General features: G+C 44.0%; 12 protein-coding genes. 7 read left to right on the top strand and 5 right to left on the bottom strand.

Features of this window, described 5'->3' with window-relative positions; translation table 11 throughout:
* The first annotated feature begins 30 nt into the window (after nt 1–30).
* Nucleotides 31–510 carry a PaaI family thioesterase gene (locus RH88_RS14820; RefSeq protein WP_005597450.1) on the top strand — a complete coding sequence of 160 codons (480 nt, stop codon included), beginning with the start codon at nt 31–33 and terminating at the stop codon, nt 508–510.
* Here RH88_RS14820 and RH88_RS14815 read toward each other — a convergent pair.
* Complete coding sequence (locus tag RH88_RS14815; RefSeq protein ID WP_005597448.1) at nt 507–1877, bottom strand: hypothetical protein; 1371 nt, start codon at nt 1875–1877, stop codon at nt 507–509. The genes RH88_RS14820 and RH88_RS14815 overlap by 4 nt on opposite strands.
* 100 nt (nt 1878–1977) lie before the next feature.
* On the opposite strand from RH88_RS14815, the gene RH88_RS14810 reads away from it, so the two are divergent.
* The gene (locus tag RH88_RS14810; RefSeq protein ID WP_005597447.1) at nt 1978–2811 is read left to right on the top strand and encodes a CvfB family protein; all 834 of its coding nucleotides are present in this window, start codon (nt 1978–1980) and stop codon (nt 2809–2811) included.
* Between the two features lie 176 nt (nt 2812–2987).
* Here RH88_RS14810 and rsmF read toward each other — a convergent pair whose 3' ends face one another.
* The 4 genes from rsmF to RH88_RS14790 all read right to left on the bottom strand — a co-directional run bounded on the left by rsmF (nt 2988) and on the right by RH88_RS14790 (nt 10297).
* Nucleotides 2988–4409, bottom strand: a complete 1422-nt coding sequence (gene rsmF / locus RH88_RS14805) for a 16S rRNA (cytosine(1407)-C(5))-methyltransferase RsmF (protein WP_081467383.1) — start codon at nt 4407–4409, stop codon at nt 2988–2990.
* 142 nt (nt 4410–4551) lie between these two features.
* On the bottom strand, nt 4552–7185 hold the full coding sequence (locus RH88_RS14800; RefSeq protein WP_005597443.1) for an MlaD family protein: 2634 nt from the start codon (nt 7183–7185) through the stop codon (nt 4552–4554).
* The gene (locus RH88_RS14795) at nt 7178–8470 is read right to left on the bottom strand and encodes a paraquat-inducible protein A (protein WP_005597442.1); all 1293 of its coding nucleotides are present in this window, start codon (nt 8468–8470) and stop codon (nt 7178–7180) included. The genes RH88_RS14800 and RH88_RS14795 overlap by 8 nt, the downstream gene beginning before the upstream one ends.
* A gap of 30 nt (nt 8471–8500) precedes the next feature.
* The gene (locus tag RH88_RS14790) at nt 8501–10297 is read right to left on the bottom strand and encodes an ABC transporter ATP-binding protein (protein ID WP_005597440.1); all 1797 of its coding nucleotides are present in this window, start codon (nt 10295–10297) and stop codon (nt 8501–8503) included.
* Nucleotides 10298–10396: 99 nt separating this feature from the next.
* Here RH88_RS14790 and RH88_RS14785 point away from each other — a divergent pair, with 99 nt between their 5' ends.
* From RH88_RS14785 to pepN, 5 genes are all read left to right on the top strand, one after another.
* Nucleotides 10397–10870, top strand: coding sequence for a GAF domain-containing protein (locus RH88_RS14785; protein WP_005597438.1), 474 nt, complete (start codon nt 10397–10399; stop codon nt 10868–10870).
* 101 nt (nt 10871–10971) lie between these two features.
* Nucleotides 10972–11604 carry an RNA chaperone ProQ gene (gene proQ / locus RH88_RS14780; protein ID WP_005597436.1) on the top strand — a complete coding sequence of 211 codons (633 nt, stop codon included), beginning with the start codon at nt 10972–10974 and terminating at the stop codon, nt 11602–11604.
* A gap of 17 nt (nt 11605–11621) precedes the next feature.
* Entirely contained in the window at nt 11622–13616 is a 1995-nt protein-coding gene (gene prc, locus RH88_RS14775; protein ID WP_005597434.1) for a carboxy terminal-processing peptidase, read from the top strand.
* 133 nt (nt 13617–13749) lie between these two features.
* The gene (locus RH88_RS14770) at nt 13750–14412 is read left to right on the top strand and encodes a hypothetical protein (RefSeq protein WP_005597432.1); all 663 of its coding nucleotides are present in this window, start codon (nt 13750–13752) and stop codon (nt 14410–14412) included.
* Nucleotides 14413–14560: 148 nt separating this feature from the next.
* Nucleotides 14561–17167 (top strand): aminopeptidase N, encoded by a 2607-nt coding sequence (pepN, locus tag RH88_RS14765; RefSeq protein ID WP_005597430.1) that lies wholly within the window; start codon nt 14561–14563, stop codon nt 17165–17167.
* Nucleotides 17168–17202: the final 35 nt, after the last annotated feature.

Raw genomic sequence — 17202 nt, 5'->3', positions numbered from 1 at the left:
ACGTCAGACCAGTCGGTTGTGAGGATTATGATGATTTCGCCACTACGTAAAGCGAACCTATATCTCAAATTATTTGGCTTTTTCAAAGTGCCGCTGATTTATTATTGTCGGCCGAACATTATTAGCCTTGATGAGAACAAAGTTGAAGTTGTTATTCCGTTCAAAAGGCGTAACAAAAACCATCTCAATAGTCTTTATTTTGGTGTATTGGCGGTTGGGGCTGATGTGGCGGGTGGTTTTATGGCGATGAGCAAAAGTCAGGCACGGGGGGAGCGAATATCATTGGCGTTTAAATCAGTACAAGCGGATTTTTTAAAGCGCCCAGAAGCCGACGTGCTGTTTACTTGTCAAGATGGTGCGCTGATAGATGAAATGTTGGATCAAGCGATTGAGAGCGGAGAGCGAATCAATCAACCCGTTACGATTATCGCCACTTGCCCAACACTGCATGGTGATGAGCCAATGGCGATATTTCAATTAACACTGTCTATAAAAAAGAGCGCACGTTAAGGTAGCGGAATGTTCGGGTCGACGTCGATTTTTTCAATCGCCACGATTTTTGAACGATTCATAACGATTTTCCAACGGAAATAACGTGGTTTGCCATCATAACGATTTTCTCGCGCGATTAGGTTGATCAGATGACGCTTCTCTACCGATTCACGGCTGACTTGTCCATTATTCAATAGATAGACTTTGTTTGAACCTTTATCCATTAAGCGGGTAAGAGGGCGCATACTGATCATCATAGATTCACGCGTTTCTTCATAACCACTCATGAACTTAGATGTGGCCATTTCGACATGTGAACGATAATGCAAAATCTGTTCTTCACGCTGTGCGGTACGCTTTTTACGGACAAATTGAATGCGATCAGGCAGTTTATTCAATTGAGTGTAATCGAGCCATTCGGTCTTTTGCCCAACCGTCTTATTGGTGGTTGGGTCGATGTAACGGCGACGCCATTTCGGTTTACCCTTACGGAACCAGCGCCATAAAACATCACGTAAGTCATCTTTAAAGATCTCGCGTAATGCATAAACAAAAGACATCGCGATGATAAATGACGCGGTGATCTCCCCCCAGTAATCACGAGCAAGAATTGCGGTGCTGGTAACGAAAACCATCACAAAGCCGGTTGCGATCCCTTTCACTACGCGCTTCATGTTTTTACCCAGTGACGTCGTGCGTTCTTTGAGAACGATCGGATGTTCGATCAAACGGCGTAGTAAGCGCATTTTATTACTCATTCGCGTGACATCGTCACGTGTGGTAGCAGAGTTATAATTATTAAGCTTACGGTGGGCTTTCTCTTTTTCGACGATGATAATTAAACGCTCTTTTAAGGTTTTATATTCACCATCACGAGACATGTGGGCAACCAGTGAGAGAAACTTTTGCTCGGTGTACCAAGAGAGATAGTTATCAATATTGGCGTAGTAGCGTTTTAAGTTCTCTTCATATGGAATGGCTCGGCGCAGTTTTTTTAATATGTCAATCGCCAGCTCGATAACCGCATCAATCTCTTCATCGGTGACGGATTCACGATCGTGTTTGTTGAGTTCGCTAACCGCTTTATCTAATGCAATCACATATTGATAGGCGAACAAACTCAAGCTGACACGATATTGTGTTGAAGATAGGCGACCACGTTTTGCTAAGCGACTGTGTACCAATGGCAACAGGGTTTTATCACTGTAGTACGCGCGTTTTTGCACAATCGATTCGTAGTAGAATTCGGTTTCTTTTAATACGTCAGGACTGAGTCCCAACTCACCAGGCACGAAAAAATAGAGGTCAAGATCGGCCTTCTTGCTGGACGCCATCGAGTGGGAAATCTTGAGGGTGATGCCGTCTAGCTTATCAACGGTAATCAAGAGAAAGCTCCGAGAGGAAAAAAGTTCTAATTATCTGGCGCAAGCATATCAGAGTTTCGCTATAATCGCCCCCAATTAAGTGTTACAGAGAAAAAATACGATGATTAATGTAGGTCAAATAAACCACCTAGAAGTTGTCAAAAAAGCAGAGTTTGGTGTCTTTCTTGATGCAGGTGAGTACGGCACCACTATGCTACCAAATCGCCTTGCGCCGGAAGGAATTGAAGTAGGTCAGTTTATTGATGCATTTTTGTATTTTGATTCTGACAACCATATCGCTGCGACGACTGAAACACCGATTGCTCAAGTGGGCCAATGGGGTTTGATGAAAATCCAAGGTGTGAACAGCACCGGTGCTTTTGCAAGCTGGGGCGTAAAAGATAAAGATCTTCTTATCCCATACAGTGAGCAGCGTGGCCGTTTGGTTGAAGGTCAATCGATTTTGGTGTACGTCTACACAGACAAAGCGTCAGGCCGTATTGTTGGCACGACCAAATTTAACAAGTGGCTTGATAAAACACCGGCAAACTACGAAGCAAACCAGCAAGTTGACCTTCTGATTGCAGAACGTAGTGAGCTAGGTTACAAAGCGATTGTGAACGGTGAACACTGGGGCATGATCTTCAGTTCTGATGTGTTCGGCAAACTGTTTGTTGGCAAGGAATTAAAAGGTTACGTGAAAGCGGTTCGTGCAGACGGCAAAATCGATTTGTCTTTGCAAAAAATTGGTGTCGCTAAGATGGATGACTTGAGTACTCGTATTATCGAGCTACTTGAAAAGAAAGACGGCTTTCTTCCGCTTAATGATAAATCGACACCTGAAGCGATCTTTTCAGCGTTTCGTACCAGTAAAGGCACCTTTAAGAAAACCATCGGTGGTCTTTATAAAGCGGGTAAAATTATCATCGAAAAAGATGGCATTCGCTTAAGCTAAAGCATCCCTCTAAAAGAAAAGGCCCAGATCTTATCCCGATCCGGGCCTAGGGGAAGGGCTCTTTTCTGAGCCTGCGCTAACTGCTTGATATTAAATGTCTATTGATAGAGTTAATTGTAGTGCATTATTCCGTTTTAGCGAGTTTTGGCTGGAATTTGCTACTAACTTCACCCCAATTAAAACAGGTTTTTATCGCGCACTAATTCACGTGGTAAACCATTTTTCACGCGATTACCGACCCATTTTCCTAGTCCAATCACATCGTTAGCGTAAGTTACGATCACTTCGCCTTTACTAGGCTGTGCCTCTGGTCTCACATCACGTCCCATAAACCATTCACGAGCGTCATCAATCGAAAGTGCTACGCAATTAGCTTCACTGCCAGTTGCAAGCGTGGTGGCAACTTGATGCTGCCAGCGATAACCTTTTTTATGCGCTTCAGCGATTTTGATCCCCATTCGAGAGAATTTGAATTCACTTAGCATCGGTTCGAGTGCTGCTGGGAAAAGCCATACATCGTTGTCACGCAACCAAACCTGCGTTTGTGCTGGTAGTTCAATGTTTAAGGCGTCAAACAATTGAGTGGCAATATCTTGCTGAGTTTTGTCATTGGCTTTGCTAAATGGGAACTTACCAAGGCGCTTTTTAACTTCAGGTGCCGGAGCTGAGCCCAGTTTACGAATTCGGGCGACAAAGAAGCCTTCGCAGTCATAGACCTGTGGGAAAATATGCAGGAAGCCTTCTTCTGTGATGGCCTTTTCTGCCTCAGGGAAGAGATCTTTTAAGCTATCAAACGCAACTAAATCACCAAATGTGTCTTTGAGGTGGTGACAAACTTGTTGGTTCTCTTCGATACTCAGGGTACAAGTTGAGTAGACCATTACACCACCTGGTTTAAGGGCATGGAATGCACTTTCAATCAGGTCTTTCTGTGTATCAGAGATGGAAATGACAGACGCTTTGTTCCAGTTTTTCATTGCGTCAGCATCTTTACGTACCGTGCCTTCACCAGAACAAGGCGCGTCGATTAACACTGCGTCGAAGTGCTCTGGTAACCAAGCTCCAAATACACGACCATCATAGTTGCTAAGTGCCGTATTTCTTACGCCACAACGTTCGATGTTGGCATGCAGTACTTTGACTCGGCTTGCTGAAAACTCGTTAGCGATCAATATACCATCGTTGTTCATACAGGCTGCAACTTGAGTGGTTTTTGATCCTGGCGCAGCCGCCATATCCAAAACGGCATTGTATGATGATTCACCCATAAAAAGTGCAGAGACAGGCATCATTGAGCTGGCTTCTTGAATATAGAACAATCCCGTCATGTGTTCAGCGGTATTACCAAGTGGCACAACCGATTCATCGGCTTCAATCCAAAAACCTTCGTCACACCATGGCACCGGGTATAATTGCCAGCCTTTGCTCGCAGCGCGCTGTTTAAACTCTTCAACGGAGAGTTTCAACGTGTTTACGCGAACACTTTTGCGTAGTGGGCGTTGGCAAGCGGCGATAAAGTCTGCCATCGTTAGATGGCTAGGAAGAATCGCTGCCATTTCAGCAAGAAACTCTTCAGGTAGATATACGTTCTGATGCAATGTTCTATCTCGACGGGGAAAAATTAGCGCGATTATAACCTTTACTATATGGCTGCGCGAGCATCAGCGGGGGATAGCAACACAATTGCAGGTAGCGTGATGAAAAAAAACGCAGCGTAGGCTGCGTTTTAATCAAGTCGGGTTAGGGTTTAGGAATTGCAGTACGCCACTGCTTCCAGCCTTCTTCAGGTTGAGGATAGAGGTAGAAAGCTTGTCCTTGTTTCGCGATGGCTTGTAGTTGCTTTTGCTCAGGCGTCGCAAATGTGATGCCGCCGCGAACTAAACTATCAAATGTACCTGCTTTAATGTTCGCCCCGGTAATGCCGATTGATACATCGACCCCTGAGGTATTCCAAAATACGCTATTTTGACGAACCAAATAGGCATATTCTGCATCAATGTTGATGGTGGTGATCACGCGGTCAGCAAACTCGCCAAGCTCAACACTGACGACATGGCCAACTTCCATTTCGCGATAAAGCACCGGTGTACCTTCTGTGACAGAGCCACGAGTCTCGCTCTGTAGTGTAAAGCGAACACCATTGACGGTTTGCGCTTGCTGATGTAATTCAAACTGATCGGCCTGTGCACCTTTGCCAACCGAGACATTGATTGATTGGCTAAGAATGCTTTCAAGGTTTTTCACTCCAGCTAAGCCAAGCTCTGCTTGAGGTACCCAGAAATACGCGCCTTGGCGTGCGACTTGTAAAGCGTATTCAGGCAAGATACGAGCTTTGACTATCACATCATTCTGGCTGAAGTCGGGTAGCACATCGACGACTTCTCCGACTTTGATGCTGTTGTATTTGATCGCAGTACCAACTTTCACGTTGCTACTGCCTGAGGCTGTTAAAGTAATCGCGTAGCCAGATTTACGCGCGCTCTTAAAGTTCTTGTAGAGCAGCCATTGCTCATCGTGACGATTTTCAATTCCTGGCAGTGAATCAAAAGCAATCCCGCCTTTGATCAGGGTTTTGATTGGGTCGGCCTTAATACTAACACCCGCTAAACTGGCATCGACTTCAATACCAGAGCGATTCCAAAAAACGGTTTGTGGTGTTAGCAGATGTTTGTATTGGTTTTCAATACTGACGGTCACTCGAACATGGTCATTATTGAGCTTAAAGTCTGACACACTACCCACTTGCAAGTTGCGGTAGAGTAGAGGGCTACCCTTTGAAATGGCGGGTAATTCATCAGCAACTAAAACTAACTTGTGTGACCCAGATAAGTTGTATTTGGCTAACTCCGCTAATGAGCGATTTTGATACAGCTTGTATTCTGAGTTGGTCTTTTGCTTACCTTCACTCACAAAGCTGATTGAACCTGCTAATAACTGCTTTGCTGGCGGAACGGTAATGTTCAAGCCAGACTCGGTTAACTCCGCGCTAGCACTGCCAGTGACGAAAAAGCGATTTTGCGACTTAATCAATGTTTCGTAACGCTTATCGACGAGGACATCAAATCGTACCAGTTCCTGATCAAGCTGCACGCGGGTAACCTCACCAACGGCAATGCCGCGATAAAGAACCTTAGCCCCTTGATCTAAACCATATGAGTTATCGGCGGTGAGTTGTATTGCTATAGATTTTGCTTGCTGTTTGTTGAATTCATTTTTACGGATGGCGGTAAAATCTCGCGCTTTGACCCCTTCACCCGGTACGATGGTTAAAAAGTTACCTTTCACTAAGTTACCGAGGTTTTCTACTCCAGACAGAGAGACTTCAGCTTCTTCAAGAATGAAACGGCTACCTTCGGTTAGCATATCGCTAAACGCAGGTTGGATTGCCGCCGAAGCGATGATCTGCTGTTGGTCTTTGTTAAGCTGCAAGTCGGTAATTTGACCAACTTCTAAGCCGCGGTACATGATAGGGGCGCCCGACGGGCTAATTTTATTGTCATCCGGTAACACGATATCAATCGGAATACCGCGACCAGCCGTTTTCAAATCTGGGTAAAGTTTAAATTGTTGATTGTTTTTTACTTGTTCGCCTCGATCTGGTGAATCCACCGCAATTGAGCCGCCAATGAGCGCAGCTAAGCTTTCTAAACGAACATCGACACCAGAGAATCCGATGCTGGCACCAATACCACTCACATTCCAAAAGCGACTTTCATCGGTGATGATGGTGCGGTATTCGTCTTTAATCGAAGCTTGAATAATGACGTTTTTGTTTTCTTTATCAAGCTGATAAGCGTACACCTCACCAATAGGAATCTTACGGTAGACGATTTGAGAGCCGATCGAAATACCACCTAAATCTCGAGCTTTTAACCGGATGTTTAACCCTTCACTGGCATAGAGATCTGCCGGAGCGCTGTCGAGCGCAACGAAGTCAGTCTCAAATTTTCCTTTCTGCTCACTCGGCTGAATCGCTATGTAGTTACCCGAAACCAAAGCGTCTAAACCTGAAATGCCAGAGAGAGTTGCCGTCGGTTTGACCATCCAAAAGCGGGTTTTATCAGAGAGCAACTTGGTCGCTTCTGGGTAAATATCCGCTTCCACATAGATACTTTGCAGATCTTCACTCAAATTGATTGAGCGAACCATACCCACTTCTAAGCCTTGATAACGAACCGTTGTACGGCCTGCAATCAGTCCTTGCGCATCAGAAAAGTGAATTTTCACCTTTTGCCCAGCATCGTGGACCGCCTTAAAGACCAACCATCCTGCTAATAACATGGTGATAATAGGCAAAATCCATAAGGGGGAAATACCCTTATTGCGCTTCACATCGGGAGAATAAGAAGGTTGCGAAGACGTAGAATTACTCATTCAAAGACTCTTGTTGTTTAGGCTCGTTTTGTAAAGAATCAGCGCGTGCACTGTCGTTAACAGTGCGTTGGTCGCGATAATTGTCCCATATAAATCTCGGGTCGAAGCTATCCGCTGCTAACATGGTTAGTACCACAACAAAACCAAAAGCAACAGCACCATAACCCGGTGTAAAGTCAAGGAGTTGACCTCGGTCAACTAAGGTCATCATGATCGAAATAACAAACAGGTCCATCATTGACCATTTACCAATCCACTTAACGATAAAATAGACCATCATGCGTTGGCGATGAAATATGCTGCGTTTAAACTTGATTGCCAGCAGTATGTAAGTAAGGCTCAAAATCTTTGCGACAGGAACGACGATACTGGCGATAAAGATAATCGCTGCGATCCCCGTCATACCATTTTTAATCAACGCCGCCACGCCAGAAAAGATCGTATCTTCTAAACGTTTACCATTGGTCAGCAGCACCGAAATTGGCATTAAGTTCGCAGGAAATATGGCAATGGATGCCGCGAGCAATAGCGCTGCCGTCTTTTGCAGTGAATCAGGTTTGCGATGATGTAGAGGGCTATGACAGCGAACACAGGATGCATTTTCAGGTTGCGAGAGGTGACAACTGGTGCAGTGAATCGTTTTGTGTTCGAAATTAAATTGCGCCTCTTGTTGATAGGCTTCCCAATAGCGACGGATGCTAACGCGGCTGACTAGGAGTACCGTCGACAGCTGCAATAAAATCAGACCGAATAGACCATAGCCAACGAAAATATCGGAATAATCTTGCAGTTTAAAACACGAGATAGCAACACTGATCAGAAAGACATCAATCATCACCCAGTGCTTAAGATGCTGAATAATCCATAGTGAATACTTGAGCAGTTTAAAATGATGGTATTTGAGCGCCACGTGAGCGAATACCACCGAGCTGCAAACCAATAGCGGCGCGATTGAACTACAGAAGACGACTAGGGCAGAGAGAAAGATAAAGCCCTCGTTGAACAACGAAAAGACTCCGGAAGGTAATGTCGCAGGGATCATTTGGCCAAAAAGGCGGATACTAATGAAGTTAAAGAAATGAGAAGGAATAAAAAGCAGCAAGCAGGTTATCGCCACCGCCAGGTTGCCTGAAAGCGATGGTCGACCACCACGATAAAGTTGAGTATGACAGCGAGGACAATAGGCACTTTTACCCAATTTTACGTCAACCACATCGACAGGTAGTTCACAGCCCTGACAAAGACGCACTTTATTCGGTGCGCATTGATGAGCGAGAGGGCTCATTTGAGCCCCCATAGGGAAAGCGTCGCGCGTTTAACCGTGCGACTGTATCGCCCCATAAAGGGTTTGATATAAGCCTTGTTGTTCAACTAACTCTCCGTGCGTCCCAAACTGGGTCACTTGACCATCTTCTAAAACGTAGATGAGATCTGCTTGTTTTACCGCGGATAAACGGTGCGCAACAATTAAGGTTGTGCGGCCGCTTAAAAATTCTGTCAAAGCTCGGTGTAATGCCGCTTCAGTCGCGGTATCCAACGCCGATGTTGCTTCATCAAGAATGACGAATTTAGGATCGCTCAGTACCATACGTGCAATCGCCAAACGTTGGCGTTGGCCGCCAGATAAACGAATACCGTTGCGACCCACTTGGGTTTCGAGCCCTTGGCTAAGTTGCGAGATGACATCTTGCATTTGTGCTATCTCGAGTGCTTGCCAAAGTTGAGTGTCACTATAGTGACCACCAAGCGTGAGATTATGCCTCAAGCTGTCATTAAATAGTATAGGTTGCTGTAAAACCACGGCTATTTGATCACGAATTACATCAAAACTAATGTCATCGGTGGTTTGATGATTAAATTTTATGTGACCGGAGTCTTGTCGATAGACACCAATCAGCAATTGTATCAAGGTGGACTTACCGCCACCACTCGCACCAACCAACGCCACTTTCTTGCCCGCTGGTATATGCAAAGAAAGATTATTGAGTACTTTTGTCTCTTCATTATAGGAGAAAGTTACGTCTTCTATTGATACGTCGACTTCTTGCCCTTCGACAAATGGATTGACCTTACTCACTGGGCGATATTCTTCTTCTAATTGAAGCAGGGTATTGATGCGGGCCAATGCCGCTTTGGCGCTATACCAAGAGAACTGAATGCCAAGTAACTCTTGAACGGGGCCGAGCATAAACCACAGGTAACCGAATACCGCAAAAATCTGACCAATGGTTAAATCACTAAATAGCACCATTAGCATCGCGACGGCGCGAAATAGTTCGAAGCCGAGTAAGAATAATAAGAAGGAGAGTCGTCCAGCCGCTTCTGATTGCCATGCGTATTTGTCGGCATCGAGACGAACTTGATTTGCTTGCAGTTTAAGCTCGGTTAAAAATTCTCGTTCTTTGTTGGCCGCACGCAATTGATAGATTCCATCTAACGTTTCCACCAGACGATTCTGAAAACGCTCAAAAGATTGATTCTCACGTTTTTTGAGGTGTTTTACTTTGCTGCCTAGCTTACGTGAGAAGTAGATAACGATAGGATTGACCAACAGAATAAATAGCCCCAGACGCCAATCTAACCAAAGTAAAACGCCAGCGGTGCCGAGCACCGTTAACAAGCTAATAATAAATTTACTTAACGTCGAACCGATAAATTGATCGATGGTTTCTATATCGGTGACTAAATGGGCATTGATGCCACCGCTGCCTTGCGTTTCGTATTGACGAATACTAATGCGACCAAGTTTATCAATCATCTTGCTGCGCATTTGATAAGTGATGGTTTTTGATACCAAGGTAAACTGACGGCTCTGCAGAATATTGAGCGCCTGGCTACCACTGCGCATTAGCACAATGAGAAATAGCGTAAAGAAGATATATCCGGTTGGCGTTTGAATAGCGGCGGGTAGCACCTCATTCATTAATGCCAAGCCTTCTCCTGGCTTGTTTAACAATACCTCATCAACCATCAAAGGCATAAGAAGCGGGATAGGAACACTAATGAGGGTAGCAATAATGGCGACAAGGTTCGCAACAAGCAATTTTGACTTGTTGTTTTTTACTTGAGTTATAAGCCAAGAACGGCTAAGAGTGTTAGCGTCTGCTGTCATTTAAGTGATAATGCTTATTATTAATAGTTATGGCAATTGTACGTAGAATCGAAGTAGAAGTCTCATGTTTTCAAATAGAAAAAACACTCGGTAGATAATATGAAAATAGAACATTACCAGCGTCTAACCAAGCAAGCGTTGGCATTACTGGAAACAGAAAGCAATTTTATCGCGAATTTGTCGAATCTGAGTGCATTACTCAATATGGAATTAACCGATCTCAATTGGGTCGGCTTTTATCTTCTCGAACAAGACGAATTGGTTTTGGGACCATTTCAAGGAAAACCGGCTTGTGTGCGAATTCCAGTTGGTCGAGGAGTGTGTGGTACCGCGGCGGCAACAAACACGGTGCAACGCGTTTATGATGTTCATCAATTCGACGGACACATCGCTTGTGATGCAGCAAGTAACTCAGAGATTGTGATTCCTTTCTCAATTAGTGGTAAAATAGCCGGAGTTTTAGATATCGATAGTCCAAATATTGGTCGATTCAGCGAAGAAGACGAGCAAGGTTTGACATTTTTGATGGCTGAAGTAGAAAACCTGCTCAATTCACACGCTATCAAGGCATAAATTAGCGTTAGAGTGTGGTTTTTCGCTTTCAGGTCACTATAATACCTGAAATATTTATCTTAATGATGCTCGCGGAACGTCCGCATGAACCAGGAACCCCCATGGAAAACACTGAAAAGTTAAAAAACAGCAAAGAAATCATTGCATACGTTGCTGAATGTTTCCCTAAGTGCTTTACTTTAGAAGGTGAAGCAAAACCACTCAAAATTGGTATTTTTCAAGATCTTGCGGATCGTCTATCTGATGACCCGAAAGTAAGTAAAACTCAGCTTCGCGCAGCGTTAAGACAGTACACTTCATCATGGCGTTACCTGCACGGTGCTAAACCAGGTGCAGTACGCGTTGACCTAGATGGCAACCCATGTGGTGAGCTAGACGAAGAGCACGTTGAACACGCTAAAGCAGCGCTAGCTGAAAGCAAAGCAAAAGTGCAAGCTCGTAAGAAAGAGCAAGCGCAAAAAGCTCGTGAAGAAGCAAAAGCGAAAGCGAAGCCAGCAGGCAAGAAGCCTCAGCAAGCGCGTCGCCCACAAGCGAATAAAGCGCCAAAAGCTCAAGCACCAGTAGAAACACGTGCACTAAACGCTGACGAAGTACGCGTTGGTAATGAAGTAAACGTGAACATGGGCAAAGGAAACATGGCAGCGACTATCGTTGAAATCAATAAGGAAGATGTGCGAGTTCAACTGTCTAACGGCCTACAAATGGTTGTGAAAGCGGAGCACCTTCGCGCATAAAGGAGAGTCTCCTACGCATGAAATGCCGTTTAAATATTTCTCTGATTGCTGCTAGCTTATTGCTAGCAGCTAATCCAGCAGCCGCTCTCGAAGCGAATATCGAAATCACTGATTTACCTGTCCTTGTACCTGAAACTCAGCATAAGACGGCAAGTAAACGTGTTACTTCTCGATTTACTCGTTCTCATTACAAACATTTCACTCTTGACGACACATTCTCGCAAGCGATCTTCGATCGTTATCTAGAATTGCTCGACTACAACAAGAACATCTTCACTCAAGCGGATATTGATAAGTTCTCTGCTTGGGATAAATCTCTCGATGATCAATTGAAGTCTGGTGATAACCAGATTGCTTTCGATATTTACAATCAATCGATCAAGCGTCGTTATGAGCGTTTTGAATACGCATTATCACTGCTTGATAAAGAGATGGATTTTAATGTTGATGAATCAATCGAACTTGACCGTAGTGAGGCGACTTGGCCAAAAACCACGGCTGAGATTGATGAGTTGTGGCGTAAGCGCGTTAAGTACGATGCTTTGAACCTGAAGTTAACAGGTAAAAGCTGGGATGAGATCAAAGAGGTTTTAGGTAAACGTTATAACAACGCGCTCAAACGCCTAAGTCAAACTCACAACGAAGATGCATTTCAAATTTATATGAATGCCTTTGCGCGTGAAGTTGATCCCCATACCAGTTACTTGTCTCCTCGCAATGCCGATCAATTCCAACAGGAAATGAATTTATCCCTTGAAGGGATCGGTGCCGTTCTGCAAATGACAGATGACTACACCATTATTCGTTCTTTAGTAGCTGGTGGCCCAGCTGCGAAAAGTAAACAAATAGGTGAAGGAGATCGTATCGTCAGCGTTGGTCAAGACGGCGAAGAGATGGTCGATGTGATTGGTTGGCGTCTTGATGATGTCGTTCAGTTGATCAAAGGGCCGAAAGGTACGACGGTTAAACTGGAAGTCTTACCAGAAGGTAAAGATGCCAAGAGCCAAATTATCTCGATTGTTCGAGATAAAGTTCGCTTAGAAGATCGCGCGGTAAAATCTGAAATTATCGAGCAAGATGGTAAGAAAATTGGCGTGTTAGAAGTGCCAAGTTTCTACGTCGGCCTTGCGAAAGATACTGACAAGTTACTTGTGGATCTTAAAGCGAAGAAGGTTGACGGGATTATCGTTGATTTGCGTAATAACGGTGGTGGTGCATTAACGGAAGCCACGGCACTGTCTGGTTTATTTATTACCAGTGGTCCGGTGGTTCAAGTACGTGATAGCTACGGTCGTGTTAGTGTAAACAATGACACTGATGATGTGATCAGTTACGAAGGCCCATTAATGGTCTTAGTTAATCGCTATAGTGCATCGGCTTCTGAAATCTTTGCCGCCGCAATGCAAGATTATGGTCGAGGAATTGTGGTTGGAGAGAACTCTTTTGGTAAAGGTACTGTTCAACAACACCGTTCATTGAACCATATCTACGATCTGTTTGATAAAGAGTTGGGTTACGTTCAATACACCATACAAAAATTCTACCGAATTGATGGTGGTAGTACTCAGAACAAAGGTGTCGTTCCTGATATCGCATACCCAACGCCAATCGATCCGGCAGAAACGGGCGAGAGTGTCGAGGATAATGCTTTACCATGGGATAGCATCGACAAAGCGAATTATAAAAAGTTACAGAGTAACGAAAATATTATCGCTAAGTTAGATGCACAGCACCAAACCCGTATTGCCAATGATCTCGAGTTCGGATTTATTGCTCAAGACATCGAACGCTACAATGCTGAAAAAGAAGATAACGCCCTTTCTTTAAATGAGAAAGAACGTCAACGGATCAGTGATGAAGCAGATGTTTTACGCTTAACTCGAGTCAATGAGCGCCAAGCAGCCGCAGGCTTAAAGCCTTATAAGACTTTGGATGATATTCCGAAGGATTATGAAGCGCCAGACGCATATTTAGACGAATCTGTCGCGATTATGGTTGATATGATCCAATAATTAACGACATGAATATAAAAGCGAGCATTAAGCTCGCTTTTTTTGTGCCCATAAATAACGTGATCTAGATCAAAAAATTTAGCTTTATAGCTCAGTTGCTCCTACGCTTAAAATAAAAGTAAGGGGAAGCGTTATGAAATTATTAGGGATTTTACTTGCGTGTTTCAGTTTAAGTGTATGGGGAGCTCCTGCGAAAGATAGTGATGCACTCAGTTATTTCGATCATCCATTTCTTCTCGGAGATTGGTACTTAGTTAATCCTAATCCTGAAGATTCACAAGAGAACTTTTTGGCGATTAAACTGACCCTCGATTCAAAATACAATTTCACAATTGATATTCAAAAAAGAGATTACAGTGTCGATCATTGGGAAGGGATGTACACCGCCAATGACGATACGATAATTCTGGGCCTTCATACTGACCAGCCTCAGGTTTATCAATACTCGGGTAACCATAATCTATTGAATCTCAACGGCGTCGTTTTTACTAAAGCGTTGTCTAATTCTCTTGCGGGGATGTGGTCGAGCGAGCATCTTGCGGGATACGATTTGGAAGAGAATGATGTTAACCGTATGGATTTAGTGCTGCAACCCGATTTCATTTTCCAGTTTAAAGTCAGTAATAAAGAGGGAGATGAAGCCATCCACCAAGGTGTTTATTATACCGAGGGTGAAAATCTCGTACTGCTATATGAAAATGGTGAACATAATACCCGTTATAAATTGAATCAAGATACTTTGACGATTGAAACAGAAGAAGGGGAAATGTTCGCGGTACTGAATCGGATTCGATAACTCTAGCGAGCGACGAGCGATTAGACAATCTGTTGGTATAGCAAACAAATTACAGTAAAAAACGAGGCAATTATAGAGAATGCCTCGTTTTTTTGTTTTCAGAGTTGTAAGCTAACTGAACAAAAATATTCATTAGAAGGATTTAGTCATGGCTCATACTCCTCAAGCCAAATACCGTAAAGACTATCAGTCACCATCTCACACCATCACCGATATTGACCTGACTTTTGAGTTGCACGATACCGCAACGATTGTCACTGCCGTATCGCAAGTAAAACAACGAGCAGAGAGCACGACTCTTGAGTTGGATGGCGACGGTTTGGTTTTAAAGAGCCTAGAGGTTAATGGTCAAGTTTGGGATAAGTTCGAGCAAGTCGATGACGGACTGCATATCCATCAATTGCCAAGTGAGTTTACGTTAACGATCGTGACAGAAGTCAATCCTGAAGCGAACACCTTACTTGAGGGTTTATACAAATCGGGTGGCGCGTATTGCACTCAATGTGAAGCAGAAGGTTTCCGTCGTATTACATTCTACCTTGACCGTCCTGATGTTTTGGCGAAATACACCACCAAAGTAATCGCGGATAAAACTCAGTACCCATTCCTATTGAGTAATGGTAATCGTATCGCACAAGGTGACTTAGACGGTGGACGTCACTGGGTGCAATGGCAAGATCCACATCCGAAACCATCTTACTTATTTGCTTTAGTCGCCGGTGATTTTGATGTGTTGCGCGATCAATACAAAACACAATCAGGCCGACAAGTTGAGTTGGAAATTTTTGTCGACAAAGGCAACTTGGAACGTGCAAATCATGCAATGGTGTCATTAATCAATTCAATGAAGTGGGACGAGCAACGTTTCAATCTAGAGTACGATCTTGATATTTATATGATTGTTGCCGTTGATTTCTTCAACATGGGGGCAATGGAAAACAAAGGCTTGAACGTTTTCAACTCTAAATTCGTTTTAGCAAATGACCAAACAGCGACTGACACTGATTATCTTGGCATTGAAGCGGTCATCGGCCATGAATATTTCCACAACTGGACGGGTAACCGCGTGACTTGTCGCGATTGGTTCCAATTAAGTTTGAAAGAAGGCTTAACGGTTTTCCGTGACCAAGAGTTTTCATCCGATCTTGGCTCGCGAGCGGTTAACCGCATTGGCAATGTGCGCATTATTCGTGGCCCTCAATTTGCCGAAGATGCGAGTCCAATGTCTCACCCGATCCGACCTGAGAAAGTGATCGAGATGAACAACTTCTACACCTTAACGGTATATGAAAAGGGCAGTGAAGTTATCCGCATGTACCATACCTTATTGGGTGAAGAAGGATTCCAAAAAGGCATGAAGCTTTACTTTGAGCGCCACGATGGCACGGCTGCAACTTGCGAAGATTTTGTTTCTGCTATGGAAGATGCAACGGGTGTTGACCTGACTCAATTCCGCCTGTGGTACAGTCAGTCAGGTACGCCAACGGTTCGCGTTTCTAGCCAGTATGATCAATCAGCCAAAACCTATGCGTTAACGATTGAACAATCAACCGAGGCGACACAAGATCAAAAAGAGAAACAAGCGCTGCATATTCCTTTTGATATCGAGCTCTACACGCCACAAGGTGATGTGATTGAGTTACGCTGTAACGGTAAAAAAGTACATCATGTCTTGAACGTTACCCAAGATAAACAAACCTTTGTGTTTGAGAACGTATCAGAAAAACCAGTACCTTCACTACTGCGAGAGTTTTCAGCACCAGTGATATTGGAATACGATTATAGCGATGAAGAACTAACGTTCTTAATGGTTCATGCACGCAATGAGTTTGCCCGTTGGGATGCTGGCCAAATGTTGTTGGCAAAATATATTCGCCATAACGTAGAAGTCGTGCAGCAAGGCGGTGATGTTGAATTGCCTGAAGCCGTGATCGATGCCTTCCGTGGTGTACTACTCAGCCAAGAGTTAGAGCCAGCATTCATCGCTGAAGTGCTATCGTTGCCAAGTCATAACGAAGTTTCGGGTTGGTATAAAACTGTTGATGTTGATGCTATCGCTCACGTGTTAAAGGCCATCAAGCAGCAATTGGCGATTGCATTGCAAGATGAGCTCAGTGCGATTTACTTTAGCTTAGTTCAAGATGAATACACCATTGATCACGCTGCGATAGGTCAACGTGCATTGCGTAATACGGCTTTGTCCTACTTAGCGTTAACCGATCAAGGTAATACATTAGCTGAACAGCAATACGCGAATGCAAATAACATGACAGATACCATGGCAGCGATGAGCGCGGCTAACTCGGCGCAACTTGCCTGTCGCGAAACTTTGATGGCGGATTACAGTGCGAAATGGAAACATGATGGCCTAGTGATGGACAAATGGTTTGCGCTACAAGGTACTAATCCAGCGGATGATGTACTCACTGTAATTAAGCAAACTATGAAACATGAAGCGTTTAGTTTGAAAAACCCTAACCGTACCCGTAGTTTAATCGGTTCATTTTTGAATATGAACCCGGTGCATTTTCACGCTAAAGATGGCTCTGGCTATCAGTTTGCTGGTGAGATTTTGCGTGAATTGAATAGTAGTAACCCACAAGTTGCTTCGCGATTAATTGATCCATTATTAAAACTGGGTAAGTATGACGAGCAAAGACAAGCTATGATTCGTGCCGAACTTGAACAACTCAAAGCGATGGATAATCTCGCCAAAGACTTGTTTGAAAAGGTAAGTAAAGCGCTTGATGCTTAGAATTTGTTCATGCATTAGCATTAATTGAATATTCC

Origin of the sequence: Vibrio scophthalmi LMG 19158 (assembly GCF_000222585.1) — a bacterium.
GTDB classification, from domain to species: Bacteria; Pseudomonadota; Gammaproteobacteria; order Enterobacterales; family Vibrionaceae; genus Vibrio; species Vibrio scophthalmi.
The sequence above is the reverse complement of the archived record's forward strand: the minus strand, read 5'-3'. Positions and strand labels throughout refer to the sequence as shown.

Excerpts from the sequence above, each read along its gene's own strand:
- RH88_RS14820 (WP_005597450.1), top strand. The coding sequence starts at position 31 with ATGATTTCGCCACTACGTAAAGCGAACCTATATCTCAAATTATTTGGC.
- RH88_RS14810 (WP_005597447.1), top strand. The coding sequence starts at position 1,978 with ATGATTAATGTAGGTCAAATAAACCACCTAGAAGTTGTCAAAAAAGCA.
- RH88_RS14800 (WP_005597443.1), bottom strand. The coding sequence starts at position 7,185 with ATGAGTAATTCTACGTCTTCGCAACCTTCTTATTCTCCCGATGTGAAG.
- RH88_RS14795 (WP_005597442.1), bottom strand. The coding sequence starts at position 8,470 with ATGAGCCCTCTCGCTCATCAATGCGCACCGAATAAAGTGCGTCTTTGT.
- RH88_RS14790 (WP_005597440.1), bottom strand. The coding sequence starts at position 10,297 with ATGACAGCAGACGCTAACACTCTTAGCCGTTCTTGGCTTATAACTCAA.
- RH88_RS14785 (WP_005597438.1), top strand. The coding sequence starts at position 10,397 with ATGAAAATAGAACATTACCAGCGTCTAACCAAGCAAGCGTTGGCATTA.
- proQ (WP_005597436.1), top strand. The coding sequence starts at position 10,972 with ATGGAAAACACTGAAAAGTTAAAAAACAGCAAAGAAATCATTGCATAC.
- prc (WP_005597434.1), top strand. The coding sequence starts at position 11,622 with ATGAAATGCCGTTTAAATATTTCTCTGATTGCTGCTAGCTTATTGCTA.
- RH88_RS14770 (WP_005597432.1), top strand. The coding sequence starts at position 13,750 with ATGAAATTATTAGGGATTTTACTTGCGTGTTTCAGTTTAAGTGTATGG.
- pepN (WP_005597430.1), top strand. The coding sequence starts at position 14,561 with ATGGCTCATACTCCTCAAGCCAAATACCGTAAAGACTATCAGTCACCA.